9 protein-coding genes are annotated in these 12984 nt (G+C 66.2%); all 9 read left to right on the top strand.

All coding sequences use genetic code 11. The features are described 5' to 3' along the window. The first annotated feature begins 21 nt into the window (after positions 1-21). Positions 22-1854 (top strand): serine hydrolase domain-containing protein, encoded by a 1833-nt coding sequence (locus A3E77_RS06585; RefSeq protein WP_293644290.1) that lies wholly within the window; start codon positions 22-24, stop codon positions 1852-1854. Positions 1855-2029: 175 nt separating this feature from the next. Next, positions 2030-3076 carry a DUF1611 domain-containing protein gene (locus A3E77_RS06590; RefSeq protein ID WP_293644292.1) on the top strand — a complete coding sequence of 349 codons (1047 nt, stop codon included), beginning with the start codon at positions 2030-2032 and terminating at the stop codon, positions 3074-3076. Continuing rightward, complete coding sequence (locus A3E77_RS06595; RefSeq protein ID WP_293644294.1) at positions 3073-4230, top strand: YkvI family membrane protein; 1158 nt, start codon at positions 3073-3075, stop codon at positions 4228-4230. Before A3E77_RS06590 ends, A3E77_RS06595 begins: the two co-directional genes overlap by 4 nt. Beyond that, entirely contained in the window at positions 4227-5357 is a 1131-nt protein-coding gene (locus A3E77_RS06600; protein WP_293644296.1) for an alpha/beta fold hydrolase, read from the top strand. Before A3E77_RS06595 ends, A3E77_RS06600 begins: the two co-directional genes overlap by 4 nt. A 2-nt stretch (positions 5358-5359) precedes the next feature. Next, positions 5360-6985: an N-acyl-D-amino-acid deacylase family protein gene (locus A3E77_RS06605; protein WP_293644298.1), complete on the top strand. Its 1626-nt coding sequence runs from the start codon at positions 5360-5362 to the stop codon at positions 6983-6985. 3 nt (positions 6986-6988) lie between these two features. Next, positions 6989-8419 carry a serine hydrolase domain-containing protein gene (locus A3E77_RS06610; RefSeq protein ID WP_293644300.1) on the top strand — a complete coding sequence of 477 codons (1431 nt, stop codon included), beginning with the start codon at positions 6989-6991 and terminating at the stop codon, positions 8417-8419. 19 nt (positions 8420-8438) lie between these two features. Then, positions 8439-9449, top strand: a complete 1011-nt coding sequence (locus A3E77_RS06615) for a dipeptide epimerase (protein WP_293644302.1) — start codon at positions 8439-8441, stop codon at positions 9447-9449. A 39-nt stretch (positions 9450-9488) separates the two neighbouring features. Further along, positions 9489-10772 carry a metal-dependent hydrolase family protein gene (locus A3E77_RS06620; protein ID WP_293644304.1) on the top strand — a complete coding sequence of 428 codons (1284 nt, stop codon included), beginning with the start codon at positions 9489-9491 and terminating at the stop codon, positions 10770-10772. Then, positions 10769-12754, top strand: coding sequence for a serine hydrolase domain-containing protein (locus A3E77_RS06625; protein ID WP_293644306.1), 1986 nt, complete (start codon positions 10769-10771; stop codon positions 12752-12754). Before A3E77_RS06620 ends, A3E77_RS06625 begins: the two co-directional genes overlap by 4 nt. The last annotated feature ends 230 nt before the right edge of the window (positions 12755-12984 follow it).

Below are 12984 nucleotides of genomic sequence, written 5' to 3' on the forward strand. Positions count from 1 at the left end.
GCAATCCCGGCGATACCCCGCTTGGAGAAAGCTGACCTCGACGCATGGCTCGACGGCTATATGCTCTATGCGCTGAAGCGCGGCGATGCGGCGGGTGCGGTGGTCGTGGTGGTCAAGGATGGCGCGGTGCTGACGCAGCGCGGTTTCGGTTTTGCCGATGTCGCGACGCGGCGGCCGGTCGATCCCGAAACGACGCTCTTTCGACAGGCATCGGTGTCGAAACTGGTCACCTGGACCGCCGTGATGCAGCTCGTCGAGCAGGGCAAGATCGATCTCGACCGCGATGTGAACGCCTATCTCGATTTCCGGATTCCGGCCTTCGACGGCAAGCCGGTTACGATGCGGAACCTGATGACGCACACCGCAGGCTTTGAGGAGGTGCAGCGCGGGCTCAACAGCTATGACCCGGCAAAGGTCCCGTCGCTGGGAGCGGCGCTGAAGCGCCAGGTGCCGTATCGCATCTTTGCGCCGGGAACGACGCCGGCCTATTCCAACTTCGGCACATCGCTGGCCGGCTATATCGTCGAGCGCGTATCGGGGCTTTCGTTCGACGATTATGTCGAGCGGCACATTTTTACTCCCGCGGGCATGACGCGATCGAGCTTTCGCCAGCCGCTTCCCGCCTCGCTGCGGCCGCTGATGGCGAGCGGCTATATGCTGGGGTCCGGCAAGCCGGGGCCGTTCGAGCTGAGCAGCCTTTCGCCGTCGGGCGGAATGACCGCTTCGGGTGCCGACATGGGGCGTTTTATGATCGCGCATCTGGCCGATGGCGGGGCGTTGATGAAACCCGCGACCGCGGCGCAGATGCATCGCACGATCCTGCGCCTGATCCCGCCGCTCAACGGCATGGCGCTCGGTTTCTACGAACAGAATATCAACGGCCGCAAGGCGCTCTCGCACGCGGGCGACAGCCTGAACTTTCATAGCCAGCTGTGGATTTTCCCCGAAGAGAAGGTCGGCATCTATATGTCGATGAACGCGGCGGGCAGGCAGAATGTGTCGGGGCCGATCCGCAGCCATTTGTTCGACGCCTTCGCCGACCGCTATTTCCCGTTTACGCTGCGCGACGGGCGCGTCGATGCCCGGACGGCGCGCGACCATGCGCGGCTGATGGTCGGCACCTATAACAAGACCCGCCGCCTGGAATCGAGCTTCCTGAAAGCGATGGAACTGGCCGGACAGGTGAAAGTCAGCCTTGATGCCGAAGGTGGGATCGTGCTGAGCCTGTCGCCGGGGCTGGGCGGACAAGCCCGGAAATGGGTCGAAATCGAACCGTTCGTCTGGCGCGAGCTGGGCGGCAAGATGCGCCTCGCCGCCCAGGTCGACAATGGCCGGGTCGTCCGGTTCAGCCTCGATTCGGGATCGCCCTATGTCGCGTTCGACCGGGTGCCCTGGTATCTGTCGACCGCGTGGCTGACCCCCGCCTTCCTGGTCAGCCTCGGCGCGCTGCTGCTGACCGCGATCGCCTGGCCCGCGGCGGCGCTCGTGCGGCGGCGTTATGGCGTCGCGTCCGGCCTCTCACCCGCGGCACGCAAAAGCTATCGGCTCACGCGCGGTTTCGCCGCGCTTGCCGTGGCGGTCGTCGCCGGATGGATATTGTTCGTCTCGCGGCTCGTGCGCGATTTCTCGTCCTTGAACGGCGAACTCGACGGCGTGCTGATCGCGCTCCAGCTCGTGACCCCGGTTGCGTTTCTGGGCCTGTTCGCCAGCGCGGTCTGGAATATCCGGCACGTCTGGACCGAAGCCCGCGGCCGTTTCGCCAAATTCTGGGGCATCGTCATGCTGATCGCGGCGGTCGTTTTGCTGTGGGTCGGTGTCGGCTTTCACCTGATCGGCTTCGGCACCCGCTTTTGATGGCGCGCAGGTCGTCCGGAAAGGCGGCCGCCTGCGCCCGCTTCAAAGAAAATTCTCCATTTCTATTGCAATTATCAAAATCTGAAAATAATGTCCCGAACAGGTCAACAGGAAAAGGGTCGTTCCCGGCGCCGTCAACGCGCCGTCAGCCCTTCCCCGATTATTGGTGAGAGACGTGAACATCCAAACCTCCCTCGACACCGCTGGTGGCGCCTTGCATCTGCCGCAGCCTTATCTGCTGTTCCTCGGCGATACGACGGAGCCGGGCTTCGCCAAGACGGCTTATGGCTTGCGCGACTGGGCGCCGGAAAAATGCGTCGGCGAATATGCCCTGCCTACCGCGACGGTCAGCACGGGACTGCCGGTGCTGACGCCCGCAGCAGCGGTTGAACGCGGCGCGCGCGCGCTGCTCATCGGGGTCGCCAACAGCGGCGGCGTGATTGCCGAAAGCTGGGTTCCCGCGCTGGTCGAAGCCCTCGAAGCCGGGCTGGATATCGTCAGCGGAATGCACATCCGCCTGGCGGACGTCCCGGCGCTGGCCGCCACCGCGACGCGGCTCGGGCGGCAACTGATCGACATACGCCACCCTCCCAGCGGCCTGCCGGTCGGAACGGGGCGCAAGCGTTCGGGCAAGCGGCTGCTCACCGTCGGCACCGATTGCGCGCTGGGCAAGAAATATACCGCGCTGGCGCTGGCGCGCGCCTTTGCGGCACGCGCGGTCGACGTCGATTTTCGCGCGAGCGGGCAGACCGGGATCATGATCGCGGGCGGCGGGATTCCGATGGATGCGGTGGTATCCGATTTTGAAGCCGGGGCGGCGGAAGTGCTCAGCCCCGATGCGGCCGCGGACCATTGGGATGTGATCGAAGGGCAGGGTTCGTTGATGCACCCCGCCTATGCGGCGGTATCGCTCGGCCTGCTCCACGGCAGCCAGCCCGATGTCATCGTGGTCTGCCACCAGCCGGGCCGCACGGAAATGCTCGGCACGCCGGGTTATGCGGTGCCGGGGATCGAGGACACGATCGGGCTCAACCTGCGGCTCGGGTCGCGGACCAATCCCGCGATCCGCTGCGCCGGCCTTTCGTTCAACACCTCGCACATGGGCGAGGCCGAGGCGAACGCGCTGATGGCCGAAGAAAGCCGCCGGTTGGGATTGCCGGTCGCCGACCCGATCCGCGGCGGCGACGCCTTTGCCCGCCTGGTGGACAGCTGCCTCGCATGAGCGTGGCGGCCGCCCCGGCAGATGGCGCTGGTTCCTCGTGGTTCCAGCGTTTCCTGTTGCCGGGGTTCGCGTTCAAAGCCGTTGTCATCGGCGGCGGCTATGCCACGGGGCGCGAGCTTGCGGAATTTTTCCTGCCCAGCGGGCCGTGGGGCGGCCTGGCGGCGATGCTGCTTGCGATGCTGTTGTGGAGTCTTATCTGCGCCACGACCTTTGCGTTCGCGCGCGCGGTGCAGGCGTTCGATTATCGAAGCTTTTTTGAAGAACTGCTTGGTCGCGGCTGGATTCTCTTCGAGATCGGCTATGTCCTCCTCGTGACGCTGGTGCTCGCGGTGTTCGGTGCCGCGGCGGGCGAGATCGGTGCGTCGATTTTCGGCTGGCCGCCGCTCGTGGGCACCGCCGTCCTCGCGGCGTCGATCGCGCTGTTCGTGACCTTTGGCAATGCGTCGGTCGAGGGCCTGTTCAAATATGTCTCCTTCCTGCTTTACGGCGTCTACGCGCTGTTCATGGTCCTCGCACTCGGCAGTTTCGGCGAAGAGATTGCGGCGCGCTTCGCCATTCCGGCGCCCTCGGAGGGCTGGCTCCTCGGCGGACTGACCTATACCGGCTATAATGTCATCGGCGCGGTCGTGATCCTGCCCGTCATCCGTCACCTGACCAGCCAGCGCGACGCGGTCGTTTCGGGGTTGATCGCGGGGCCGCTCGCGATGGCGCCGGCGATCCTCTTCTTCGTTGCGATGATCGCTTTCTATCCGGGCATCATGGACGAGACGCTGCCGTCGGATTTCATGCTGCGGCAACTCGACATGCCGCTGTTCCACTTGCTGTTCCAGTTCATGATCTTTGCCGCTTTGCTCGAAAGCGGGGCGGGGTCGGTCCATGCGATTAACGAGCGCGTCGATGCCGCGCGCCGGTCGCGGGGGCATGCCCCGCTCGGCAAGCGCGCGCGGGCTGGCATCGCGGCGGCCCTGCTGATCGGCTGCATGTTCCTGGCCGATCGCTTCGGCCTCGTGACGTTGATCGCCAATGGCTACCGCTTTTTGTCGTGGGTGTTCCTTGCCGTCTATGTCGCGCCCTTGCTGACGATTGGCCTGTACCGGCTCGTTCGCAGCCGGAAACAACAGCCACAACCCGCCGTGCAGGGGAATGCGACGTGACGAAAGTGACTGGATGGGCGCGGTTCCGGCGCTGGATGAAGCGTATCTTGCTGGGGCTGCTCGCGCTGTTGGTCCTGCTCGTCGTCGTGGGTTCGATTTACGAGGCGCTGGGGCGCAAGAACGCCGCGGCGTCCTATCCGCCGCCCGGAAAGCTGGTCGATATCGGCGGGCGCAAGATGCACATTGATTGCCGCGGCACCGGGTCGCCGACGGTCATCCTGGAATCGGGCCTCGGCACCGGCGGTACGACCGACTGGACGCTGGTCCATGACGAGATTGCCAGCATCACGCGCACCTGCGCATACGACCGGGCGGGCATCATGTGGAGCGACGCCAAGGATGGGCCGCAGGATGCCGCCGCGGTGACCGAGGATCTGCACAAGCTTTTGAAGGGCGCCGGTATATCCGATCCGCTGGTCCTCGTCGGCCATTCGATCGGCGGCCCCTACACGCGCACTTATGTGGGCAAATATGGCGACCAGGTGGCCGGGCTGGCGATGGTCGATCCGTCGCACCCCGACCAGGTCGCACGGTTGGGGAAGGTTGTGCGCATCGACGTTCACCCCAAGCGGGCGTCGACGCTGATCCACACGGCCAAGGCGCTGGCGTGGACCGGCATCGTCCGTTTCGTCATTGCGCGCGGCGACAAGCCGCAGCTTCGGACCCCGGCCGCGACCAAGCGGCTGGGCGCGGCGCTGGTCAAGTCGGCGGCCTATGCGAGCACGTCGATCCGCGGTTCAGCCTCCGAACTCGATGGTTTCGACCGCACGATGGATCAGGCGCGCGCGGTTCGGAGTTTTGGCAACCGGCCGCTGATCGTGCTGACCGCGATGGCGCCGATGAAGCCCGAGCAGCTGGAAGGATTGGGCCTGAAAGCCGAAGAGGGCGCGCGCTTCAAGCAGGAATGGAAGACGCTCCACGCCGAGCAGGCGGCATTTTCAACGCGCGGGCGGCAACAGATCGTGCCTGACGCCACCCATTATATCCAGGTCGATCGCCCCGACGTCGTGATTGCCGCGGTGCGCGAGGTGATCGACGCGGTCCGGACCGACGCCAAGGGCAGCGCAAATGGCGACGTTGCCGCCGACCGAAAATCATCGGCGCCCCCGCGCCGGCAGGGAGAATGATGATGAAGCGTAAGATCCTTTTGGGTGCCATGTCGATGCTGCCGCTGCTGCTCGCTGCGAACACGCCGGCGCCGGAATATGACATTGTGGTCCGCGGCGGCCGCGTGCTCGATGGCGCGGGTAACCCCTGGGTCAGCGCCGACGTCGCGGTCAAGGACGGCCGGGTCGCGCGGATCGGCCGGGTGACGGGGCGCGGCGCCAAGGAAATCGACGCGACGGGACGATATGTCGCGCCGGGCTTCATCGACATGATGGACCAGTCGGGCCGCGTCCTCGTCAAGAATGGCGCGGCCGAGAACAAGCTGCTGATGGGCGTGACGACGGTCATCGCCGGCGAAGGCGGGCCGCCAGCCGAGGCGGCCGAAATTCCGGCGCATTTCAACCAGCTGGAAAAACAGGGCATCTCGGTCAACTATGGCACCTATTATTCGGCGACGCAGGCGCGCGTGAAGGTGATGGGCGACGGCGCCGGATCGCCGACACCCGCTCAGCTGGAGGCGATGGGCCGCGAAGTGAAGATAGCGATGGAGAATGGCGCGTTCGGTATCACCAGCGCGCTGATCTATCCGCCGAGCAGTTTCCAGACGACGTCCGACCTCGTCACGCTGGCGAAGGTCGCGGCGCAGTGCGACGGCTTCTATGCCACGCATATGCGCGACGAAAGCGAGGGCCTGGTTCAGGCGATCGAGGAAGCGATCGAGATTGGCGAAAAGGGCGGGGTGAAGGTCGAGATTTTCCACCTGAAAGCCGCTTTTGCGCCCGGCTGGGGCAAGCTGATGCCGCAGGCGGTGGCGACGATCAACGCGGCCCGCGCGCGCGGCGTCGATGTTGCAGCGGACCTTTATCCCTACACCGCGGGCGGCACCGGGCTCGAAATCATCGCACCCAGCTGGGTGTGGGCCGACGGCGTCCAGAAGGGCATCGAACGGCTTCGCGATCCCAAGGTGCGCGAGCGGATGAAGAAGGAGGTCGCCGCGGGCTCGATGCCCGGCTGGTCGAACCTCGTCCACGCGTCGGGCGGCTTTGCCAATGTGCGGCTCGCCAACGGGTTCAGCGACAAATATCGCCCCTATCATGGCAAGAGCTTGGCCGAAATCGGCAAGGCGCTGAACCGCGACCCGGCCGATGTGGCGTGGGACATCTTGCTGGAAGGGCTGCCGAACCGCTCGGTCGCGCTCTATTTCATGATGAGCGAGCAGGACATTGAAACCGCGATCAAACAGCCGTGGGTCAGCATCGGCAGCGACGCTGCGGCGTCCGAAAAAGCGGGCGAGATGGATGCGCTCGGCCTGCCGCACCCCCGCGCCTACGGCACTTTCCCGCGTATCATCGCCGAATATGTGAAGCGCCGCCCGGTCCTGACGCTCGAGGATGCAGTGCGCAAGATGACCGGCTGGCCCGCACAGCGCATGGGGCTGACCGACCGCGGGCTGATCCGCGACGGGATGCGCGCCGATATCGTGGTGTTCGACTTGGACAAGCTCGACGATGTCGCGAACTGGGACAAGCCGACCGCGTCGCCGACGGGGATCGAGACGGTCATCGTCAACGGTGTCGTCACCATCGCGGGCGGCAAACACACCGGCGCCAAGGCCGGCGCGGTGCTGCGCCACAGCTGCGGGGTCTGAGCTATGGCGCGGTCCGTTTTCACCCTCGTTCTGGCGCTTGCCGCGTCGGCACCGGCCCTTGCCGCCGCCCCGGCGATTTCGACACCCGACGATCTTGGCACCGCCGTGGCGGCGCAGATTGCGTGCGCCAGCATCTACGTCGCGGAGCGCGCCGAGGCCGATGTGCTGCGCGACGATATCCGCGCGTTCGCGCCGTTCATGACGGCGGTGACGCTGGCGATCGACCGCAAGGCGCGCACCGTGACCGCATCGGCGCCGGGTGCCGCGACGCGCACCGCGCTCTATCGCCCGGTTGCGGGCTGCACGCTGCTGACCGGCGATGTCTCGACCAAAACGCTCGATACGCAGGCGAAGCGGCTCAAGCCGATGCGCCGGAACCCCGCGAAGCCCTGGCCGGTCGGCGATGCTCCGGTGCCCAAATTGCAAGCCGCGGCCGAAGCGAGGATCGACCGCGCCGCGCTCGACAAGGCAGTAGCCGCCGCCTTCGACGAACAGAATAAGGACGGCTATCCCGACACACGCGCGATCGTCGTGGTGCAGGGCGGAGCGATCGTCGCCGAACGCTATGCACCGGGGTTCGACCAGGGCACCGAGATGCTCGGCTGGTCCGCGTCGAAGAGCATCATGGGAAGCCTCGTCGGGCTGTTGGTCGATGACGGCGTCCTGAAACTCGACGAACCCGCGCCGGTGCCCGAATGGCAAGGCGCGGGCGACCCGCGCGCGAAGATCACGCTGCGGCAACTATTGACGATGTCGAGCGGGCTGACTTTCAGCGAAAGCTATGTCCCCGGCAATGACTCGATCAAGATGCTGTTCGAGGCGGGGGACATGGGGGCGATGGCGGCGGCCAAGCCGCTGAAGGACGCGCCCGGCACGAACTGGAGCTATTCGTCGGGGACGACAAACATCCTCTCCCGCATCGTGTTTCAGGCGACCGGCGGGACGCTGGACGGCATGACGCGCTTTGCACAGAAGCGACTGTTCGCGCCCGCCGGCATGACCAGCGCCCTGATCGAACCCGACGACACGGGGGTGCAGGTCGGCAGCTCCTACGCCTATGCCACCGCCCGCGACTGGGCGCGCTACGGGCTGCTCCATCTCAACAAGGGCAAGATCGGCGGCAAGCAATTATTGTCGCGCGAATGGATCGATTTTGCGGTCGCGCCGACCGCCGCCGCGCCGCGCCCCGTCTATGGCGCGCAGCTGTGGCTGAACCACCCCGAACCGGCGGGCGAGCGGCGCAAGCTTTATCCCGACCTGCCCGCCGATACCGTGATGGCGCGCGGGCATAGTTTCCAGATCGTCGCGGCGATCCCGTCGCAGGACGCCGTGATCGTCCGTCTCGGCTGGACGCCCGAAGGCCATATATTCGACTGGAACAAACATCTGTCGCGGATCGCGGCGGCGCTTGCGCCGACCGCGTCGGCGCCGTGAACCGACAAAGGATAATCTGATGACGACCACTGCTGCCCTGTCGCTCGACCTCGCGATCGAATCGCTTCCGCTTGCCAAGCCGTTCCGTATCTCGGGGCATGTCTTCACCGACACGCCGGTGGTGCTCGTGACGCTGTCGGACGGCGTTCATAGCGGGCGCGGCGAGGCGTCGGGGGTCTATTATCTGGGCGACGATGTGCCCGCGATGACCGCGGCCATCGAAGGCGTGCGCGGGGCGATCGAGGCGGGCATCACGCGAGAGGCGTTGCAGGGGCTGCTCCCCGCGGGCGGCGCGCGCAACGCGCTCGACTGCGCGCTGTGGGAACTCGAAGCCCGGAAGAGCGGTGTTCCGGTCTGGGAACTTGCCGGTCTTGCCGAACCTCGCCCGCTCCGCACCACCTTCACGCTTGGTGCCGACGATCCCGATGCGATGGCCGACGGAGCGCGCGGCTACGCCCAGGCGCGCGCGCTCAAGCTCAAGCTCACCGGCGACCTCGACCTCGACATTGCGCGGGTCCAGGCGGTGCGCGCGGCGCGGCCCGAATGCTGGATCGGCGTCGATGCCAACCAGGGCTTTGCGATCGGTGACCTCGATGCGCTGGTGGCGGCGCTGGTCGCCGCCGACGTCAAATTGCTCGAACAGCCGCTGGCGCGCGGCCGCGAGGCCGACCTCACCGGATACCAATGTCCAATCCCGATCGCGGCGGACGAAAGCGCCCTGACGCTGGCCGATGTCGACGGGCTGGTCGGCCGGTTCGATGTCGTGAACATCAAGCTCGATAAATGCGGCGGGCTGACCGAAGGGCTGGCGATTGCCCGGCACGCCCGCGAACGGGGGCTGGGGGTGATGGTCGGCAATATGGTCGGCTCCAGCCTCTCGATGGCGCCCGCCTTCGTGCTGGGCCAGCTATGCGACATCGTCGATCTGGACGGGCCGATCTTCCTCGCATCCGACCGGACACCCTCGATCGAATATGTGGACGGCAATGCCTGGTGCGGCGAGGCGATCTGGGGCCGCGACCTCGGCTGAACGCAACGCTGAACGCAACAAGGGACAGGGAGAGACGCGATGAAGACGATGTTTGCCGCACTGGCGTTGGTGGCGCTGATCCAGCCGGTCGCAGCACAAGAGCCGACCGCGACCTATATCCACGCCGGGCGGTTGCTGGCCGATCCCGCCAGCGGCCGCGTCGAAACGAACAAGACCATCGTCGTCGAGGCGGGAAAGATCGCCGCCATTCGCGACGGTTTCGTCGGTGACGGCAAGGTCGTCGATCTTCGCGACCAGTTCGTCATGCCGGGCTTCATCGACAGCCATGTCCACCTGACCTTTGAATCGAGCCCGACGAGCCGACTCGACGCGGTGACCAAATCGGCGGTCGACCAGGCGTTCGACGGGATCGTCTTTGCCAAAAGGACGGTGCGCGCGGGGTTCACGACCGTGGTCGATCTGGGGTCCGATCCGCAGGCGATCAACGCGCTGCGCGATGCGACCGCGGCGGGCAAGGTCGCCGGGCCGCGGATCATCGCCGCGGGCGGGGTCGCGGCGCATGGCGGGCACGGCGATGTCCATGGCTATCGTCAGGAAATCATCGACCTGTTCCGATCGCCCACGCTGTGTTCGGGGGCCGACGATTGCGCGCGCGCGGTGCGCCTCGCGGTGCAGCAGGGCGCCGACGTCATCAAGACCGCGTCGACCGGCGGCGTGATGTCGAACACCGCGGCGGGGCTCGGCCAGCAGATGAGCGATGCCGAACTGACGGCCATCGTCGACACTGCGCACCGTCTCGGCCGCAAGGTCGCGGCACACGCCCATGGCACCGATGGCGTCAACGCCGCGCTGCGCGCCGGGGTCGATTCGGTCGAGCATGGCACGTATCTGGACGCCGAATCGATCCGGCTGTTCAAGGCGAAGGGCAGTTACCTGGTTCCCACCCTGCTGGCGGGCGACACCGTCGCGCGGCAGGCCGAAGAAGCGGCATGGATGCCCGCCGCCGTGCGCGCCAAGGCGCGCACCGTCGGTCCGCTGATGGTCGATGCGTTGCGCCGTGCCCACCAAGGCGGGGTGCGCATCGCGTTCGGAACGGACAGCGCGGTGTCGGCGCATGGCGACAATGCCCGCGAATTTGCGCTGATGGTGAAGGCCGGGCTGACACCGCTGGAGACGATCAAGTCCGCGACGGTATGGGCGGCAGCGCATGCCGGGCTCGAAACCGAAATCGGCACGATCGCCGCCGGGAAATCGGCCGACATCGTGGCGGTGAAGGGCGATCCGCTGAACGACGTGCGGGCGCTGGAAACCATGGGTTTCGTCATGGCGCGCGGCGTCGTGATGCGGGCGGCGGCAGAATGACGATGCGCTCGTTCAAGCTGTTGGCGCTGCTGCCGCTGGTCATGATGCTGGGCACCGCGGCGTCGAAGCCGGCGGCACCGCTGGCGCCGACCCGCGCATCGGTTCCGACGGCACCCGCGCCAGCGTCGACGCCCGCTACGCCCGCGCCGGGGGCGGCGGGGCTGACGAAACAGGATGTCGATCGCTGGCTCGACGGCTTCATGCCCTTCGCGCTTCGGCGCGGTGACCTGGCCGGCGCGGTCGTCGTCGTGGTCAAGGATGGACAGGTGCTGACGCAGCGCGGCTTCGGCTATGCCGACGCCGCCAAGCGCACGCCCGTCGATCCCGCGCGCACCATGTTCCGCCCCGGTTCGGTGTCGAAGCTGTTCACCTGGACCGCGGTGATGCAGCAGGTCGAGGCGGGCAAGATCGACCTCGACGCCGACGTCAACACCTACCTCGATTTCAAAATCCCGCTGAAGGACGGCAAGCCTGCGACCATGCGTCAGCTGATGACGCACACCGCGGGGTTCGAGGAACATGGCAAGCTGACCATGTTCGAGGACAGGAAATTCCAGATCCCGCTCGGCGAACTGGTGAAGGGCGGCATTCCGAGCCGCATTTATACGCCGGGGACGACGCCCTCCTATTCCAACTATGGCACCGCGCTTGCGGGTTATATTGTCGAACGCGTGACGAAAATGCCGTTCGACGATTATGTCGAACAGCGTATTTTCCGCCCGCTCGGCATGGCGCAATCGACCTTTCGCCAGCCGCTGCCTGGGCGCTTCGCGCCGTGGATGGCGACGGGCTATCGCCAGCTTTCGGCGGGGCCGTCGAAGTTTGAAATCGTCGGCCCGTCGCCCGCTGGCGGCCTCTCCTCGACCGGCGCCGACATGGCGAAATTCATGATCGCGCATCTCGATCAAGGCGCCGGGCTGATGAAGCCCGCAACCGCACGGATGATGCACGACACGCCGCTGACCATCCTGCCGCCGCTCAACCGCATGGAGCTGGGTTTCTTTGAAACCAACATCAACGGTCGCCAGGTGATCGCGCATCTGGGTGACCCGCAGCTGTTCCACACCGCGCTGCACCTGTTCCTGGACGAGGATGTCGGCCTCTATATGTCGTTCAACGCGACCGGCGAGCAGGGCTCGGTCGGTCCGGTTCGCCGCGCCTTGTTCGAGGATTTCGCCGACCGCTATTTCCCCGGTGGCGAAATGCCGAGCACGCGCGTCGATGCGAAGACGTCGGCCGAACATGCGAAGATGCTCGTCGGTAACTGGCTCAACAGCCGCCGCGCCGAAACCAACTTCTACGCGATCGCCTCGTTGCTCGGGCAGGTCAAGATCAGCGTCGGTCCCAAGGGCGAACTCATCGTCCCCGCCGCGCGCGACCTGAACGGCAAGCCGGCAAATTGGGTCGAGACATCGCCGTTCGTGTGGCACAATGCCAATGGTCACGGTCGCCTCGCTGCGCAGGTCGTCGACGGGCGGGTCGTGCGCTGGAGCATCGACGGCCTCTCGCCGTTCATGGTTTTCGACCGGGCGCCGGTGTCGAAATCGGCCGCGTGGATCATGCCCGCGATGTATGGCAGCCTGGGCATCCTGTTGATCACCGTCCTCCAGTGGCCCGTCGCGGCGCTCATCCGCCGTCGCTTTCAGGCGCCGCTGATGCTTCAGCCCCGGGCGCTGCGTGTCTATCGCGGCGTCCGCGTCGCCGCCGGGTTGGTGCTCGCACTGGTCATCGCCTGGATTGTCAGCATATCGACGCTGAAGGCGCTGCCGTCCTATGATCCCTGGCTGTGGTTCCTCCAGATCGGCGGACTGGTCATCCTGGTCGGAAGCGCCGCGCTCGCGACGTGGAACCTGCGGATCGCGACCCGCGAAAAGCGCGGCTGGTTTCGCATCCTCTGGGCATCGCTCCTGCTGCTTGCGACGATCATGCCGCTATATGTCGCGTGGACATTCGGCTTGATCGCGATGACGGTGAATTACTGATATAGCATCTGGCAATCGGGGTTTCGGCCGGAAAGTGGCGGCTTGCCGCCCTTTCGCATTGCCGCTTGCCCCCTTCCGCCAAGTCGCTGTTCCCCGGCCTAGGGCGCGCGCGCGCCAGCGTGACGACGCGGTGCCCGACCAGCTCGCCCGCAGCGGGTTTCCGGGCAGGTGGCCGGGGTCGACCGATAACGGACGGTCCGGCCTATCCTAACCCTTTCGTGTCGAGCGAA

It is taken from the genome of Sphingopyxis sp. RIFCSPHIGHO2_12_FULL_65_19, assembly GCF_001830555.1.
GTDB lineage: Bacteria > Pseudomonadota > Alphaproteobacteria > Sphingomonadales > Sphingomonadaceae > Sphingopyxis.